17 protein-coding genes are annotated in these 17,982 nt (G+C 37.2%); 16 read left to right on the top strand and 1 reads right to left on the bottom strand.

Annotated features, from left to right (window positions below; translation table 11 throughout):
• Positions 1 to 94 precede the first annotated feature (94 nt).
• The gene (locus ACIQVU_RS06270; RefSeq protein ID WP_340806901.1) at positions 95 to 484 is read left to right on the top strand and encodes an FxsA family protein; all 390 of its coding nucleotides are present in this window, start codon (positions 95 to 97) and stop codon (positions 482 to 484) included.
• On the opposite strand, the gene ACIQVU_RS06265 is transcribed toward ACIQVU_RS06270, so the two are convergent.
• Positions 468 to 1,433 carry an AI-2E family transporter gene (locus ACIQVU_RS06265; protein WP_340806899.1) on the bottom strand — a complete coding sequence of 322 codons (966 nt, stop codon included), beginning with the start codon at positions 1,431 to 1,433 and terminating at the stop codon, positions 468 to 470. The two genes, ACIQVU_RS06270 and ACIQVU_RS06265, sit on opposite strands and share 17 nt — an antisense overlap.
• Positions 1,434 to 1,683: 250 nt before the next feature.
• On the opposite strand from ACIQVU_RS06265, the gene citZ reads away from it, so the two are divergent.
• From citZ to ACIQVU_RS06190, 15 genes are all read left to right on the top strand, one after another.
• The gene (gene citZ / locus ACIQVU_RS06260; protein WP_340806898.1) at positions 1,684 to 2,799 is read left to right on the top strand and encodes a citrate synthase; all 1,116 of its coding nucleotides are present in this window, start codon (positions 1,684 to 1,686) and stop codon (positions 2,797 to 2,799) included.
• 79 nt (positions 2,800 to 2,878) lie between these two features.
• On the top strand, positions 2,879 to 4,141 hold the full coding sequence (icd, locus tag ACIQVU_RS06255; protein ID WP_340806897.1) for an NADP-dependent isocitrate dehydrogenase: 1,263 nt from the start codon (positions 2,879 to 2,881) through the stop codon (positions 4,139 to 4,141).
• Between the two features lie 168 nt (positions 4,142 to 4,309).
• The gene (gene mdh, locus ACIQVU_RS06250) at positions 4,310 to 5,248 is read left to right on the top strand and encodes a malate dehydrogenase (RefSeq protein WP_340806896.1); all 939 of its coding nucleotides are present in this window, start codon (positions 4,310 to 4,312) and stop codon (positions 5,246 to 5,248) included.
• Between the two features lie 184 nt (positions 5,249 to 5,432).
• Positions 5,433 to 5,873, top strand: coding sequence for a MaoC/PaaZ C-terminal domain-containing protein (locus tag ACIQVU_RS06245; RefSeq protein ID WP_340806894.1), 441 nt, complete (start codon positions 5,433 to 5,435; stop codon positions 5,871 to 5,873).
• 56 nt (positions 5,874 to 5,929) lie between these two features.
• On the top strand, positions 5,930 to 6,646 hold the full coding sequence (locus ACIQVU_RS06240) for a response regulator transcription factor (protein WP_340806893.1): 717 nt from the start codon (positions 5,930 to 5,932) through the stop codon (positions 6,644 to 6,646).
• On the top strand, positions 6,643 to 8,181 hold the full coding sequence (gene pnpS / locus ACIQVU_RS06235) for a two-component system histidine kinase PnpS (protein WP_340806892.1): 1,539 nt from the start codon (positions 6,643 to 6,645) through the stop codon (positions 8,179 to 8,181). The genes ACIQVU_RS06240 and pnpS overlap by 4 nt, the downstream gene beginning before the upstream one ends.
• A 308-nt stretch (positions 8,182 to 8,489) precedes the next feature.
• On the top strand, positions 8,490 to 8,858 hold the full coding sequence (locus ACIQVU_RS06230) for a CidA/LrgA family holin-like protein (protein ID WP_340806890.1): 369 nt from the start codon (positions 8,490 to 8,492) through the stop codon (positions 8,856 to 8,858).
• Positions 8,855 to 9,568, top strand: coding sequence for an LrgB family protein (locus ACIQVU_RS06225; protein WP_340806889.1), 714 nt, complete (start codon positions 8,855 to 8,857; stop codon positions 9,566 to 9,568). The genes ACIQVU_RS06230 and ACIQVU_RS06225 overlap by 4 nt, the downstream gene beginning before the upstream one ends.
• 193 nt (positions 9,569 to 9,761) lie before the next feature.
• A complete protein-coding gene (hflK, locus tag ACIQVU_RS06220; RefSeq protein WP_340806888.1) occupies positions 9,762 to 10,730 on the top strand; it encodes an FtsH protease activity modulator HflK in 969 nt (322 codons plus the stop codon).
• Entirely contained in the window at positions 10,723 to 11,733 is a 1,011-nt protein-coding gene (hflC, locus tag ACIQVU_RS06215) for a protease modulator HflC (RefSeq protein WP_340806887.1), read from the top strand. The genes hflK and hflC overlap by 8 nt, the downstream gene beginning before the upstream one ends.
• 150 nt (positions 11,734 to 11,883) lie before the next feature.
• Positions 11,884 to 12,294, top strand: coding sequence for a DNA polymerase I (locus ACIQVU_RS06210; protein WP_340806885.1), 411 nt, complete (start codon positions 11,884 to 11,886; stop codon positions 12,292 to 12,294).
• 204 nt (positions 12,295 to 12,498) lie between these two features.
• Entirely contained in the window at positions 12,499 to 15,126 is a 2,628-nt protein-coding gene (gene polA / locus ACIQVU_RS06205) for a DNA polymerase I (RefSeq protein ID WP_340808604.1), read from the top strand.
• A gap of 12 nt (positions 15,127 to 15,138) precedes the next feature.
• Positions 15,139 to 16,011 (top strand): bifunctional DNA-formamidopyrimidine glycosylase/DNA-(apurinic or apyrimidinic site) lyase, encoded by an 873-nt coding sequence (mutM, locus tag ACIQVU_RS06200; protein WP_402894439.1) that lies wholly within the window; start codon positions 15,139 to 15,141, stop codon positions 16,009 to 16,011.
• Positions 16,012 to 16,024: 13 nt separating this feature from the next.
• Positions 16,025 to 16,618 carry a dephospho-CoA kinase gene (coaE, locus tag ACIQVU_RS06195; RefSeq protein ID WP_340806882.1) on the top strand — a complete coding sequence of 198 codons (594 nt, stop codon included), beginning with the start codon at positions 16,025 to 16,027 and terminating at the stop codon, positions 16,616 to 16,618.
• Positions 16,619 to 16,800: 182 nt separating this feature from the next.
• The gene (locus ACIQVU_RS06190) at positions 16,801 to 17,823 is read left to right on the top strand and encodes a glyceraldehyde-3-phosphate dehydrogenase (RefSeq protein WP_340806881.1); all 1,023 of its coding nucleotides are present in this window, start codon (positions 16,801 to 16,803) and stop codon (positions 17,821 to 17,823) included.
• Positions 17,824 to 17,982: the final 159 nt, after the last annotated feature.

Genomic DNA, 17,982 nt, shown 5'->3' with positions numbered 1-17,982 from the left:
ACTATATTTGGACAACCTTCTTTATTTAAATGAAACTAAATGGGCTATAATTACGTATATAAAGTATAGCTTCTTAAGTAGAGAGGGGAAAAATATGCGTAAATTTTTTCTTGGTTTCGTTGTCTATGCATTAGCCGAATTGGCGTTATTAATAATTGTTGGGAAAAACATTGGTGTTTTAAGTACATTGTTGCTCATTATTGCGACGAGTGCTCTTGGTATTTATGTGATGAAAAATAAAGGCATGCATTCTATGCAAAATGTTAAACAGGCAATGGCACATGGTGAGGCTCCTGGAGCTGCCTTAGTTGATACATTTTTAACATTTAGTGGTGGGTTGCTTTTAGCATTACCAGGATTTTTAACGGATATTGTTGGTTTACTGTTACTTATGCCTTTTTCACGAAAAATGTTCCAGCCGATTGCCTATTATTGGATGCGTAAAAAAATGAAAAAAGGACAATTTATTATCGTTCAAAGATAGCATTTTCCTTAAGCTTGACCGCTAAAAATAAAAAGATGGGGCTAAGCAAAATTCCATAAAAGCCAAATAATAAAATAGAGGCAGCGCTGATAAAAAATGTATGGAATGTACGTAATTGTAGCGTATTTGACCACAGCATGGAATCAGCAAGCTGCCTTGTTAATTGGACAAATAAATATAATAGTAAGATGGCTACACATAAAAAGGTATTGCCACTGAAATAAAAATAAATACTCATCGGTACAAGAAAAACACCGATACCAAAAAACGGTAGCACATCTGCAAATGCCACAATAAACGCTTTAATAATGGCTTGTTCAAATTGAAGAATCATAAATCCTGCGCATAAAATAAATAGGGTAATTGTAAACAATTGAAATTCTACAAACAAAAAGTAATGAAAAAGCTTCATAATTTTTGCAAAATGTGATTGCCATTCATGCCGATATTTTTTTGGCACATATTGAAAAAACCAGTACCGAGATTTACGCGTTTCCAATAAAGCAAAATAATAGGCTACTAAAAAAATAAATACTTCAATGACATGCTTCATTAATAATTGGAAAAGGTCTGCTGTGTATATAATGATAGAATCAAAAATGGATAATGATTTTTCCTTTAAAACCTGTATAAACATCGATTCATATTCGCTGAAAAGTGGAAAGTTTTGCAGTGTATCACGGATTTCTGGAAAAATTAGAATAACGCTATTGATTGATATAAGCACAAGTAGAAAAATACAAGTTAATATTAATATTTCAACAATAATAGCTGCTATCCAATAAGCAATCCGACAGTATCTATGTAAGAAATTTATAATAGGATACGTCGAAAATGACAAAAAAATAGCGAGAGAAACAGGTAATACGAACCAAAGTATGATTAAATAAAAAATAAAAAGCAAAATACTTGTAGTTATTTCATATGAAAAATACTTCAAATTCCTCATTTTTACAAATTCACCCCACAATCATTGATACATTAATGTCAAAATATACAAAACAACTTCTTTAAAGCGCATATTTAGTCGTTCGTACGTCTTTTTCTTAATTTGTTGAATTCCCATTCACAAAGCTGTCAAAAATGATTATAATAGCAATGTAAGCGATTTACTTAATGGTTCATATGAGCAGAAAACGTAAATGCCATATAAATAACGCATTTACATCAAAAAATTAAGAATGAGGGAGCGATAATTTATGTCAGCAACTAAAGGTTTAGAAGGTATCATAGCAGCGGAATCTAAAATTAGTTCAATTATCGATGATACACTTACATATGTTGGTTACAACATTGATGATTTAGCAGAAAATGCTTCATTTGAAGAGGTAGTTTATTTACTATGGCATACTCGTTTACCAAAAGAAGACGAGCTTGCTGAGTTAAAGCAACAATTAGCAGACAATATGTCTATTCCACAAGCGATTATTGATCAATTCAAAACATACCCACTATCAACTGTACATCCAATGGCTGCGTTACGTACTGCAGTATCTTTACTTGGTGTATTCGATGAAGAGGCGGATGTGATGGATCCAGAAGCAAACTACCGTAAAGCAATTCGTCTTCAAGCAAAAATTGCTACAGTAGTAACTGCGTTTTCACGTGTTCGTAAAGGTTTAGAGCCAGTTGCACCAAAACCTGAACTAGGATATGCTGCAAACTTCTTATACATGCTAAAAGGTGAAGAGCCAGAAGCTATTGAAGTAGAAGCATTTGACAAAGCACTAGTATTACATGCTGACCATGAATTAAATGCATCTACATTTACAGCACGTGTATGTGTAGCTACATTATCAGATGTTTATTCAGGTGTTACAGCTGCAATCGGTGCATTAAAAGGACCACTTCATGGTGGTGCAAATGAGCAAGTAATGAAAATGCTAACTGAAATTGGCTCACTTGATAATGTTGAATCTTATATTCAAAATAAATTAGATAACAAAGAAAAAATCATGGGCTTCGGTCACCGTGTGTACCGTAAAGGCGACCCACGTGCACCACATTTACGTGTAATGTCTGAAAAACTTACAAAATTAACTGGTAAACCAGAGCTTTATGAAATGTCAGTTAAAATCCATGACATGATTGTAGAACAAAAGAAATTACCTGCAAACGTAGATTTCTTCTCTGCGTCAGTGTATGATTCTTTAGGTATCGATCATGACCTATTCACACCAATTTTCGCAGTATCACGTACTTCTGGCTGGGTAGCTCATATCCTTGAGCAATATGCGAATAATCGCCTAATCCGTCCACGTGCAGAGTATGTTGGACCAGGTATGCAAAAATATATTCCAATCAGCGAGCGCTAATTTGGAAAATATGCTAGAATATTTAGGACTGTGTTAGTGCTAACACAGTCCTATGATTATGAATTTAGGAGGCAACAGAATGTCAAACAAAATTGTAGTTGAAAACGGCGTACTTAATGTACCAAACAATCCAGTAATTCCTTTCATCGAAGGTGACGGAATTGGTCCAGATATTTGGGCTGCAGCATCACGCGTAATCGACGCAGCAGTAGACAAAGCTTATAACGGTGAAAAGAAAATTGAATGGTTAGAAGTTTTAGCTGGTGAAAAAGCATTTAACCAAACTGGTGAATGGTTACCACAAGAAACTTTAGACAAAATTAATGAATACCTAATTGCAATCAAAGGTCCTCTTACTACACCAATCGGTGGTGGTATCCGCTCTCTAAACGTAGCATTACGTCAAGAACTTGACTTATATGTATGTTTACGTCCAGTACGTCACTTTGATGGTGTGCCTTCTCCAGTTAAACGTCCAGAAGACGTTGATATGGTTATCTTCCGCGAAAACACAGAAGACATCTACGCAGGTATCGAATACAAAGCTGGTTCAGATGAGCAAAAGAAATTATTAAACTTCTTACAAACTGAACTTGGTGTTAACAAAATCCGCTTCCCAGAAACTTCTGGTTTAGGTATTAAGCCAGTATCTCAAGAAGGTACAGAGCGTTTAGTACGTGCTGCTATCGAGTATGCTATTAAACATAACAAACCATCTGTTACTTTAGTACACAAAGGTAACATCATGAAATTCACTGAAGGTGGTTTCAAAAACTGGGGTTATGAATTAGCTGAAAAAGAATTTGCTGATCAAACATTCACTTGGAACCAATATGATGCAATTAAAGCTGAACAAGGTGAAGAAGCAGCAAACAAAGCACAAGCTGATGCTTTAGCAGCTGGTAAAATCTTAGTAAAAGATTCTATCGCTGATATCTTCTTACAACAAATCTTAACTCGTCCAACTGAGTTCGATGTAGTAGCTACAATGAACTTAAATGGTGACTATATTTCTGATGCATTAGCTGCACAAGTTGGTGGTATCGGTATCGCTCCAGGTGCAAACATTAACTATGTAACTGGACATGCAATCTTTGAAGCTACTCACGGTACAGCTCCAAAATACGCTGGTCAAGATAAAGTAAACCCATCTTCTGTATTACTTTCTGGCGTATTAATGCTTGAACACTTAGGCTGGCAAGAAGCTGCAGATTTAGTAACTAACTCTGTAGAAAAAACAATTTCTTCTAAAGTTGTAACTTACGACTTCGCACGTTTAATGGACGGCGCAACAGAAGTAAAATGTTCAGAATTCGCAAATGAGTTAATTAAAAACCTATAATTTTCTATATGAATATAGAATTCATCACAAAAGCTAATGCTTGATGATGCCGATATAATTAGGATAAAAGTAAAAATATTTACGAGAAACTTGTTTAATAGAGGGAGTGAGATGTATTTCTCCTCCCTCTTTTAAAATATATAACCTAATTTAAAGGAGCGTATTGAAATGTCTCTGAAACGTAAAAAAATCTCAGTAATCGGTAGTGGCTTTACAGGCGCTACTGCAGCATTTTTAGCAGCTCAGAAAGAACTTGGTGACGTTGTACTTGTGGATATCCCGCAAGCAGAAAACCCAACAAAGGGCAAGGCATTGGATATGTGGGAAGCAGCACCAATACAAGGCTATGATTCTTACGTAAAAGGCACTTCGAATTATGCAGATACTGCTGATTCTGATGTAGTAATTATTACTGCTGGTGTTGCACGTAAGCCAGGGATGAGTCGTGATGACCTTGTTCAAATCAATCAAGGTGTGATGAAAGCTGTTTCAAAAGAAATTGCTGAATATTCGCCAAATGCTACAATTCTTGTGTTAACAAATCCAGTTGATGCCATGACTTACACAGTGTACAAAGAAACAGGCTTCCCGAAAAACCGTGTCATCGGTCAATCAGGTGTTCTGGATACAGCTCGCTTCTGTGCATTTGTGGCAGAGGAATTGAATGTTTCTGTAAAAGATATCACTGCCTTTGTCTTAGGTGGTCACGGTGATACAATGGTTCCATTAACACGCTATTCATTTGCAGGTGGTATTCCATTAGAAACATTAATTGCGACTGAACGATTAGAAGAAATTGTAGATCGTACACGCAATGGTGGCGCTGAAATTGTCAACTTACTTGGCAATGGCTCAGCATACTATGCGCCAGCTGCGGCATTGATTGAAATGGCAGAGGCAATTTTAAAAGACCAGAAGCGTATTCTTCCATCTATTGCTTATTTAGAAGGCGAATATGGCTATCACGATTTATACTTAGGCGTACCAACATTACTTGGCGCAAATGGCATTGAAAAAATCTTTGAGCTGGAATTAACAGACAAAGAAAAAGCAGCGTTAGATCAATCAGCAGATGCAGTACGCAATGTGATGAAGATTTTAGTATAAGTAAGCAACGAGCGGGAGTGATTCCTGCTCGTTTTTTTTATAAAAAACTGATAGGATGTTCAAAGTGACGGATAGAACAAACATCAGCAAAGCAAGAGCTTGCTGTATATGAATGTTTTATTGTACTTTTGGCATAAAATTGATACTATGAATGTAGTATGATGGAAAAGGGGTTGGCGTATCTTTGCTTCAAAAAAATAGTAAGCTTGGTTTCACGATTGACGAAATTACAGTTGGCGAAAAAATTCATATTACGGAAAAAATTGAAGATCGAGATTTATTGCTGTATTTAGGGCTTACAAATGATAGTAATCCGCTTTATATTCAACATGATTATGCTGCCACAACACCTTTTCAAAAGCCCATTGTGCCAACAATCATGTTAAATGGTATTATTACATCAGCTGTGTCAAAGCATATTCCTGGACCAGGTGTGCGAATTATTGAGCAACATTTAAAATATTTAGGACCTCTCTATCACTATGAATTTTTTGATACGCTTTTAGAAGTAACAGCAGTTGATAAGATAAACAATACAATTACTATATCTGTACACTCTTATAATGAGCAAAAACAGCTTGTGATTGAAGGTATGCTATTGGTAACACCACCACTTGCAATATAGACGTCTTGGGATTTGAAATGGGGGTTTCAAATCACCTACGGAGGCATTAATTAGTTATGACAAAAACAATTTTAGTTATAGAAGATGAACTTTCTATTGCAACATTATTGAAATATAATTTAGAGCAAGCGGGCTATATCGTCGAAACGGCTGTAGATGGTCAAGAAGGATTAGATAAAGCTATCGATATACAGCCTCATTTAATTTTGCTTGATTTGATGCTACCTAAGTTGGATGGTATGGAAGTTTGCAAACAAATTCGGCAGCAACGCATGAATACACCGATTATTATGTTAACAGCGAAAGATGATGAATTTGATAAAGTATTAGGGCTGGAACTAGGCGCTGATGATTATATGACAAAGCCCTTCAGTCCTCGCGAAGTATTAGCACGTGTAAAGGCAGTGTTAAGACGTTTTACACAAAATATTGTGACGGAGGATAAGGACGAGCCACAAGAAAAAATGTACGAGTTTGGTCAATTGCGCGTATTCCCAGAACGCTTTGAAGTCTTTTTACAAGATGAAGCACTGGAGTTTACACCAAAGGAATTCGAACTACTTATTTATTTACTTGAAAATAAAAATCGTGTATTAACGCGTGATCAGCTATTAAGTGCTGTCTGGAAATATGATTTTGCAGGCGATACTCGCATTGTGGATGTGCATATTAGTCACCTTCGCGATAAAATTGAGGAAAATAGCCGTAAGCCTATGTTTATTAAAACGATTCGAGGTCTTGGCTATAAATTTGAGGAGCCTAAAACAACATGAAATCAATGAGCAACCGCTTATTCTTGACATTCATGCTTTTAATTGGAACGATATTAGCTGTCCTAATGATTGTGATAGGTCAGCTTTTTCCTGTTTATATGAAGCAATACAATGAGCAGGAACGCTCGCAAATCGAAGCATCCATGCGTCAAGTTATTGATGAACGTGAAATTGAGCTATCAAAGGAAGATCAAGAGGCATTGTATACCGTACAAAATATAGAGTATAAGGAATCTTTATTAACCTCTGCACGCACACGCCTTTACATGATTCTAGCTCTTCTTTTTGCAATAACGCTTATTTTAATAGCGATTATTAGTCGCTATATGATTCGTGATTTTACAGCACCTATTGATAATGTAACAGAAACGGCACTTGAGCTGGCAAAAGGCAATTATCGTGCGCGTGCCCATGAAAATGAACACGAACGCATGATACCACTTAGCCATTCCATTAATATTTTGGCACGTAATTTACAAGATATTACAACTATACGTGAAGTAGAGGAGGAGCGGCTGAAAACCTTAATTGAAAATATGGGTAGCTCTCTTATGATGATTGGTCGTGAAGGCAATATATCGATCGTGAATCGGGTCTTTTTAGATCGCTTTGGGATGCAGCTTGATGATGTACAGGGCAAAGTATTTCGCACAATTGGCTTACCGCAATCACTTGAGCAATTTATTGATCATGTATTTTTAACAGAGATGCCTTACCGCCAACAAATTAAAATGGAAGTGCAGCAGGAGCTTTATCATAAAGAGGTATACGGAGCGCCTGTTATTGGAGATCATGGGCGATGGCTAGGCGTTGTTATTGTTATGCATGATATTACGGAGCTAGTACGTTTAGAGCAAATTCGCAAGGACTTTGTCGCTAATGTATCCCATGAATTACGCACACCGATTACATCCATTAAAGGCTTTTCAGAAACGTTGCTGGATGGAGCCTATAAAGATGAAAAAATGCTAATTTCCTTTTTAGAAATTATTTATAAAGAAAGTAATCGTCTACAAATACTTATTCAAGACTTGTTAGAGTTGTCGAAAATTGAGCAGCATGGTTTTACGGTTAATATTATGCCAATGGGCTTGCAGGATGTATTGATTCGTGGTGCAGAGCTTACAGCGCCACGATTGGATGAGAAAAATATGAGCTTTCATGTAGATATAGAGCGCGATGTACAAGTTATGGGTGATGCCAATCGGATTATTCAAATTGTCACAAATTTAATTACAAATGCGATTACCTATTCCCTTGAAAACACAACCGTTTCGATTCGGTTAAAGGAAAATGAAACCTATGGCATTATTGAAATAGAGGATCAAGGAATTGGAATTGAAAAGCATGAAATTCCTCGCGTTTTTGAGCGATTTTATCGTGTGGATCGGGCGCGCAGCCGCAATTCTGGTGGCACAGGTTTAGGGCTAGCAATTGTCAAACACCTTGTAGAAGCCCATCATGGTCGTATTCAAGTGGAAAGTGAAGTAGGAGTAGGCACAAAAATGATTGTGATGATTCCAAAGAAAAATTAACAAATCCTTTACATTTATAAAATATTACATTCATATTTGGGCATTATACTTAATTAGTAGAAACCCCCTATATGAATCGCCATAAAAATTTTTGATAACTGCTATGTAGAAAGAATCTAGTGCTTTGTTTTGGCATTGGATTCTTTTTTTCTATTTTACAGAGTGGATAAATAGGTGTAAAATATAGTAGCATAACAGTTATCTTAAATGAATTCTTGCTTTTACGGTCAGTAAATTATACTTCTTTTCATCTAAATTAGTTTTTTTCTGACTGTTGAAGCAGAGAAAAATGGAGAGAAGGATTAACCATGAAAATCGTCAAAAGTATCGTGCAAATTGGCTATCTTTATGTGCTATTGTTGATTGGCAATAGTATTGCACGCCTACTTCACTTGCCGATTCCAGGGAGCATCGTAGGGCTTATTTTATTATTTTTACTTTTACAGTTTCATATTATTAAACTTGAATGGATTGAGCTAGGAGCGGCAGTATTATTAAGTGAGCTTTTGTTATTCTTTATTCCATCTGCTATTGGTATTATGGACTACCATGCATTATTCGGTGTCCAAGGCATAAAGGTTATACTTGTTATCGTTGTCAGTGCGATTATTGTGATGTTGATAACAGGCTTTACTGCACAATGGCTAGAGCAACGAAAGAAGGGTAAAGCAATATGAAGCTATTAATCGCTACGGTTAGCTTAGTAGGAACAATTGTGCTTTTTTATATTTGTAAGCAATTTTATCGAAAATATAAAAAAGAATGGTTAACACCTATGCTGATCACACCATTGCTGATTATTATTATTTTACTATTAGCAGGTATATCCTATAGCTCCTATAATGCGGGAGCCCATATGCTAACGAATTTATTAGGTCCTGCGACGGTGGCATTTGCAGTGCCCATCTATAAAAATATTCAGCTATTAAAAAAGCATGCAGTAGAAATTTTTATCAGTATTGCGGTTGGTTCGGTAGTCGCTATTGTGTCATCCTTTATAATGGCTTTGGTGGTAGGCTTAAATGATGAGTTAGTGCATAGCTTAGTACCACGTTCAGTCACAACACCAATTGCCATGGATATTTCCAATATGATTGGTGGTTCTCCTACGCTTACAGCTGTCTTTGTTATGACAACAGGTATTTTAGGAAGCCTCTTAGCCCCTATCGTGATAAAAATATGTCACTTCCATAGATCTTCCTCTAGAGGCTTAATGCTTGGGATGGGTGCACATGGTGCAGGTACATCGAAAGCATTTGAGTTTGGAGAGCTAGAAGGTACATTTGCAAGCTTGGCGATGATTGTGGCTGCATTAATAAGCATTGTGCTATCCACAACTATTTTCCCGGCATTTGAGCAGCTTGTTATTAATATCCTGTTACCGTAAAAGGTAGCAGGATTTTTTATTTTGGTTCAGCAAATTCTTTTTATATCGAGTGCGAAGCGACAAATCTTTTTTGCGTGAAAGCAAAGCGTCAACGGTCATTACGCTGGGGCATAATTAATTATATGAAAATATTTTGAAACTTTTTATTATACGTTCCGTAAACAATAGTAACAAGCAAAAGGGGGGAACAAATATGAGTGTGAAGAAGGCACTAATGATTGTTGGACTTGGAATTTTTGGAATTATCGCGCTTATTACTGTATTTACATCGTGGTACACAGTGGATGAATCAGAACAAGCTGTTGTCGTGACATTTGGCCGTGCAGATGATATGGTCACAACCTCAGGTCTACATTTTAAATTACCTTGGCCAGTTCAATCCGTTGAAATTTTGTCCAAAGAAACATTTAGCTTACAGTTCGGCTATAAACAAACAAAATCAGGTGAATTGGAAACCTATGATGCGGAAACGAAGATGATTACAGGGGATGAGTATATTGTCTTAACAGACCTTGTTGTCCAATGGAAAATTACAGACCCTCGTAAATTTTTATTTAACGCACAAAATCCTGAAGAAATTTTACATAGTGCTACATCCAGCGCGATTCGCTCTATTATTGGTAGCTCCACAATTGATGCTGCATTGACGGATGGTAAAGCGGAAATTGAAGCAAATACACGTGATTTACTTGTGTCATTGATCGAAAAATACGATATTGGCATTGGTGTTTTAGGTGTAAAGCTGCAGGATGTTGAACTACCAAATAAAGAAGTACGTGCTGCATTTACGGCGGTAACAGATGCACGTGAAACAAAAAATACGAAAACAAATGAGGCACAAAAATATAAAAACCAGCGCATCAGCGAAGCTGAGGGTGAAAAGGATGCCATTATTTCTAAGGCACAAGGAGCAAAAACAGCCCGCATTGAGCAAGCGCAAGGTGATGTCGCAGTTTTTAATAAAATGTATGAGCAATATAAAGGTAATCAGCAAGTTACACGAGAACGTCTAATTTTAGAAACGCTTGAAAATGTTTTACCAAAGGCACAGATTTATATTATGAATGATGATGGCAGTACAATGAAATATTTACCGCTACAGCCATTGCAACCACAGCAAGCACAAACAGAGAAAAAAGAAGGGAGCAGTAAGGATGAGTAAAAAAAATAAGGATGCGAATAAATTCCTTCGTTTTTTATCAGGCAAACCGAAAAAGACTGCTCCAACAGCTAATGGTACAGATGATAATGTTGTAAAAATGTCAAAAAAAGGACCATTAAATGCTAAAAAATATTTATCTCTTGCTATTACACTGACACTTGTTTTTGTAGCTGCCATTATTATCTTTACCAATGTTTATATTGTGAAGGAATCAGAGTATGCGGTTGTGCGCCAATTTGGGGAAGTTGTGAAATTTGAACGTGATCCTGGTTTGAAAATGAAAATTCCCTTTATTCAAAGTGTTACACGACTACCCAAAAATCAAATGACCTATAATATTTCAGAGGAAGAAATTAATACAAAGGATAAAAAGCGTATTATTATTGATAACTATGCTGTTTGGCGTATTACTGACCCTAAAGCATTAATCTCCAATGCAGGCACATTGAGCAAAGCAGAGTCGCGCATGGAGGAATTTATTTATTCAGTGATTCGAACAGAGCTTGGACAGCTAAGATATGATGAAATTATTAATGATGAAAATTCCTCACGCGGTAGTTTAAATGATCGTGTTACAAAGCGAGTGAATGAATTATTAGCAAATGATCAATATGGGGTAGAGGTAGTGGATGTACGCATTCGTCGCACAGATTTACCAACAGAAAATGAACAATCTGTCTTTACACGTATGATTTCAGAGCGTGAATCAACTGCCCAATTATATCTTTCAGAAGGAGATGCTCAAAAACGCCGTATCGAAGCACAGACAGATCAGCAGGTGCAAGAAATGCTAGCAACAGCTAATAAGGAAGCGGCAATTATTCAAGCAGAAGGAGAAGCAGAGGCAGCCAAAATTTACAATCAATCCTTCTCACAAGACCCTGAGTTTTATTCTTTATACCGTACATTAGAATCATATAAGAAAACGGTCGGAGAAGACACAGTCATTATTTTGCCAGCTACTTCGCCTTATGCAAATATACTGTCTGGCTATATTAAATAATAGCAAGTATAAGTCACCTCTCTTATTTAGAGGGGTGATTTTCATTTGTTATATTTTAGAAATAATAGGAATTTATAATTTTATATTCCCCAACTTGCGATAATTTGATAGAATAATAATGTTTAATATGAACAGTTGGGGGTAATAGCTGTGAAATTGCAAATTAGTGTGTGGCTTCAAAATTTAGGAATTGCTTGTAGTATTGCATCGTTATTAACACTTTTCTTCCGCCTCTCTGATTTTGCATGGGTGACCAAAAGTGTTTATCATATACCGCTGTTTTTTGTTATAATCTTTTTTGTAAGCATGATCATTGCAAATGATGTACGAAATATATTTAAAAAAATATTTTGGTATGAGAAACGTAAGGTTAAGCGTCCCATTTGGCAGGTTGGCATTGGCTTTATTTTCTTTTTAGCCCAAATTGGAATCGTGATGGTATTTAGTCAAGAGCTAACACAGCCACAATTAGGCGGAATGCCGTTATTTTTAGTATTTGCCTTTATGAATGCCTTCCTTGTAACGGTTATTTATGAAGAAGTTTTTTATTCTGCATCTTAATTCATAGGAAAAGCCAATCGCTCTGTGCGGTTGGCTTTTCCTATGGATAGAAAGCTTAAAGTGACGGATAGATTCCTCAAATAGATGGATAGAATAGAGGGACTGATGGATAGAGCTGATAGAGAAGCCACCCATTAGTTTTTTTACTTAAAATGTCCTGTTATGATAAAGTAGAAGTAGAAGACAGCGCAGGAGGATAAAATGATGACCAAGGAAAAATTGCTATTATTGGACGGTAATAGTTTAGCGTATCGCGCGTTTTTTGCGTTGCCATTATTAACAAATGATAGTGGTGTTCATACGAATGCTGTATACGGCTTTACAACAATGCTCCAAAAATTATTAGAAGAGGAGAAGCCAACAAAAATATTAGTGGCTTTTGATGCTGGGAAAACAACATTCCGCCATGAAACCTTTACAGAATATAAAGGAGGACGTCAAAAGACACCACCAGAATTATCAGAGCAATTTCCTTATTTACGAAAGCTCATTGATGCGTATGGTATTAAGCAATATGAGCAGGAGTTATATGAAGCGGATGATATTATCGGAACGCTTGCGAAAGAGGCTGCATCACAGGAGATGGATGTCGTTATTGTTTCGGGTGACCGTGATTTAACACAGCTTGCGACAGAGCAGGTAACGGTTTATATTACGAAAAAAGGGATTACAGAAATCGAGAAAAATACGCCAGCCTTTATTGAGGAAAAATATGGTTTAACGCCTTTGCAAATTATTGATATGAAGGGCTTAATGGGTGATTCCTCAGATAATATCCCGGGTGTGCCGGGCGTTGGGGAGAAAACGGCTGTGAAATTGCTGAAGGAGCATGGCTCGGTTGAGGCGCTTTATGCAGCAATGGATACGTTAAAGGCTTCAAAAATGAAGGAGAAGCTTGTAGCAAATGAGGAGCAGGCATTGATGAGTAAAAAGCTTGCAACAATTTATACGGATGCGCCAATTGGGATTTCACTTGCTGATCTTGCGTATGATGGACCTAAGGAAGAGGAATTAATCGGTGTATGGCAGGAACTTGGCTTTAAATCCTTATTAGAAAAAAGTGATTTTACGGTGCAAGAGGAGGAACAAGCGCCATTTGATTACCACATTATTCAAGAGGTGCAGCCAGAGCATTTACAGGATGTGATGGCTGTACATGTGGAGCTTGAAAATGAACATTATCATACTTGTCAGCAGCTAGGAATTGCTTTATCAGATGGTACACAAACATACTATATAGCTTTTGAAGCTGCTGTCAAATCAGATACATTACGCCTTTGGCTAGAGGATGCAACCAAAACAAAGTATCTTTCAGATTCAAAGGCTGCTCAAGCTGCATTACAGCGAGCGGGTATACGGTTAGCAGGCGTTGCGTTTGATTTATTGCTTGCTTCTTATATTAATAATCCAGCGCTAAGTGGAGATGATGTAGCGACTTTAGCGAAGGAGCTTGGTTATCGCGATGTGCAAGCAAACGAGGCGATCTATGGCAAAGGCGCAAAGCGTGCCATTCCTGATGAGAATACATTGGCACAGCATGCGAGTCGTAAGGCATTTGCTGTATGGTCATTACAGCCGAAGCTAGAACAGTTACTGCAGGAAAAGGAACAGTTTGAGCTTTATAAAAATTTAGAGCTGCCGCTTGCTGCTATTTTAGGCGAGATGGAAAGCGAAGGTATTATGGTAAACCGTGTAACATTGGAAAAAATGGGGCAGGAGTTAAGCGATAAGCTGTCAGTTATTGAGCAGGATATTTATGCGGCGGCAGGAGAAACCTTTAATATTAATTCACCAAAGCAATTAGGGGTTATTTTATTTGATAAGCTAGGCTTACCTGTGATTAAAAAGACCAAAACAGGCTATTCCACAGCAGCGGATGTCCTAGAAAAATTAAAGCCAGAGCATGCAATTATTGAGCATATTTTGTTATACCGTCAGCTTGGTAAATTGCAATCCACATATATCGAAGGTTTATTAAAGGAAATTCATCCAGAGGATAGCAAGGTGCATACACGCTTCCAGCAAGCATTAACAGCAACGGGGCGTTTAAGCTCGACAGACCCGAATTTGCAAAATATCCCGATCCGTTTAGAGGAGGGGCGTAAAATCCGTCAAGCCTTTGTGCCATCGAAGGAAGGCTGGCTATTATTTGCGGCGGATTATTCACAAATTGAGCTACGTGTACTTGCCCATATGTCAGAGGACCAAACTTTAGTGGAAGCTTTCCGTGAGGGCATGGATATTCATACACGTACAGCGATGGATGTTTTCCATGTAGCAGCGGACGAGGTGGATAGCAATATGCGCCGAGCTGCAAAGGCTGTAAATTTTGGGATTGTTTATGGTATTAGCGATTATGGGCTATCGCAAAACTTAGATATTACACGTAAAGAGGCTGCAACATTTATTGAGAAATATTTCGCCAGTTTCCCAGGTGTAAAACAGTATATGGATGATATTGTGCAAAAGGCAAAATTTGATGGCTATGTGACAACCATTTTAAATCGACGTCGTTATTTGCCTGATATTACAAGTTCAAATTTTAATATTAGAAGCTTTGCAGAGCGTACAGCTATGAATACACCAATTCAAGGAAGTGCCGCTGATATTATTAAAAAGGCAATGATTGATATGGATGCTCGCTTGAAAAAAGAAAAGATGCAAGCAAAACTTCTTTTACAAGTGCATGATGAGTTGATCTTTGAAGCACCTAAGGAAGAGATTGCATTACTAGAAAAAATTGTACCAGAGGTAATGGAAAATGCTATTGAGCTTGCTGTACCGCTTAAAGTAGATTTTAACTCTGGCTCAACATGGTATGAAGCAAAATAAGGGGGGATTCAAATGCCTGAATTACCAGAGGTAGAAGGTGTCGTCCAGGCATTGAAGCCAAAGGTTGAAGGACGTACTATTCAACAGGTTCAGCTATCTGACAGGGTGCATTTCTCTTTTAGTGAGGGCAAGCAATGCATTGTTAAACAAGCAGAGCCTGATGCTTTTGAGCAAACGTTGTCCAAAATGACGATTACAAAAATTGAACGACGTGCAAAGTATATTTTCTTTCATTTACTGAAGGAAGATGTTCCATATGTACTTGTCAGCCATTTAGGGATGACAGGTGCATGGTTTGTCGTAAATGCACCTGAGGACATTAATGAGGCAAAATTTCAAAAGCATATTCATGCAACATTTGCCATGGCGGATGGCGGTTATTTAATTTATTCAGATATTCGCCGCTTTGGTGAACTTCGCTTTTTGACCAAAATTGAGGACCATGCACCGTTAACAAAAATGGCACCAGAGCCATTTGATGAACAAGCTTGTGACTATTTTATCGCAAAATGTAAATTACCAAAGTATGAAAATAAGGCAGTAAAAGAAGTGATTATGGATGGGCAAGTCATTTCAGGCTGTGGCAATATTTATGCTACTGAGGCATTGTTCATAGAGAAAATTCACCCAGCACGCAAAGTAAACCGCATTAGTGAAAAGCGTAAACGTGCATTGTTTAAAACAATCGTAGCTGTCCTACGTCAAAGCATTGAAGCGGGAGGCTCAACGATTTCTGATTATCGAAACATTAATGGAGAAGCTGGGAGCATGCAAAATCGACTACAAATGTATGGGAAAAAGGTATGCCCAGTATGTGAAACGGCAACAAGTCAAATGACAATTGGTGGACGTACATCTGTCTTTTGCCCAAATTGTCAACATTAAAGGGGATTTAGCAATGATTATTGGACTGACAGGAAGTATTGCGAGTGGAAAAAGCACAGTAGCAAAAATGATGACGGCACTAGGCTTACCAATTGTTGATGCAGATAGTGTAGCACGAGATGTAGTAGAGCCAGGAACAGCTACATTGGCATTGATTGTTGAAAGCTTTGGACAGGCTATTTTACAAGAGGATGGCAGCCTAAATCGAACAAAGCTAGGAGATATTATTTTTCATGAGCCTACGAAGCGCAAAGTATTAAATGATATTATGCATCCAGCTATTAGGAAGGAAATGCTGCGCCAGCGTGATGCTTATGTAGCAGCAGGCTATCAGCATGTTGTAATGGATATTCCACTATTATTTGAAAGCAAGCTTCAGCATTTTGTGGATAAGATTATTGTTGTATCCGTAAGTGAGGAAGTTCAGCTTCAGCGTTTGATGGAGCGCAATCAATTATCGAAAGAGGATGCCTTAGCACGTATACATTCTCAGCTACCCATGTCAGTGAAAGAAAAGGGCGCACATGCAGTTATTTATAATAATGACACTATTGAGCATACAGAGGAGCAGCTAAAAAAAATCCTTACTCATTGGGATGTTATCTAGTGATCAAATGCGTAGTAAGCATAAGCTTGCTGCGTATTTTTTTTTGGGGAAATATAATTTTTCAGAAAATAAGAACTTTAAGATTATGCATATTAATTGTTCATCTTTTTTAAAATTGTGTTATACTATTCACTATAAAGTATATAATTATTATGAATATGTATCCACAGGAGGATTTATAAATGACAGTATCAATTGCTATTAATGGTTTCGGACGTATCGGGCGTATGGTTTTCCGCCAAGCGATCGTACAGCAAGACTTAAATATCGTTGCGATTAACGCAAGCTACTCAGCTGAAACGTTAGCACATTTGATTAAGTATGACACAAATCACGGAACATTTGCAGGTACGGTTGAACCAGCAGGCGATGCTATAGTTGTAAATGGTAAACGTGTACAAATTATTAGTGAACGTGACCCTTTAAAATTGCCTTGGACTACGATGGGTGTGGATATTGTCATTGAGGCTACTGGTAAATTTAATGAACGTGATAAAGCAGCTATGCACTTAGAAGCAGGCGCAAAAAAGGTGATTTTAACAGCACCAGGTAAAAATGAAGATGTAACAGTTGTATTAGGTGTTAATGATGACAAGCTTGATATTGCGAAACATGATGTTATTTCAAATGCTTCATGTACAACAAACTGCTTAGCACCAGTAGCGAAAGTATTAAACGACACATTTGGCATTGATAATGGATTAATGACAACTGTTCATGCATATACAAACGATCAAAAGAACTTAGATAATCCACATAAAGATTTACGTCGTGCACGTGGGTGTGCACAATCTATTATCCCAACATCAACAGGTGCTGCAAAAGCATTAAAATTGGTATTACCTGAGTTAGAAGGAAAAATTCATGGGATGGCACTACGTGTTCCAACTGCCAATGTATCTTTAGTAGACCTTGTTGTAGATTTAAAGACAGATGTTACAGTCGATGCTGTTAATGCAGCGTTTGTGAAAGCAGCAACAGAAGGACCAATGAAAGGAATTTTAAATTTCTCTATTGAACCATTAGTATCTGCAGACTACAATACAACTACTTACTCATCAACAGTCGATGGTCTGTCAACAATGGTATTAGGCAACCGTAAAGTAAAGGTACTTGCATGGTATGATAATGAATGGGGCTACTCTGCACGCGTCGTAGACCTTGTGAAAAAAGTAGCAAATGCATTAGAAACAGTGAGCGCCTAAGCATATGTAAAACACATTGAAATCTAAATGGTTTCAATGTGTTTTTTTGATGGGACAAGATTTAAATTGGTTATCTATTGCCAAATACTAATGCACTTTTCTTATATGCAGGAAATTTGTTATAATAGAAATATTAAATTGTTGTCAATCAGGAGAGTA

The sequence above is a fragment of the Lysinibacillus sp. NPDC098008 genome, assembly GCF_044760715.1.
Lineage (GTDB): Bacteria > Bacillota > Bacilli > Bacillales_A > Planococcaceae > Lysinibacillus.
Note: the sequence above shows the minus strand (reverse complement) of the source record. Positions and strands in the feature narration are given on the sequence as shown.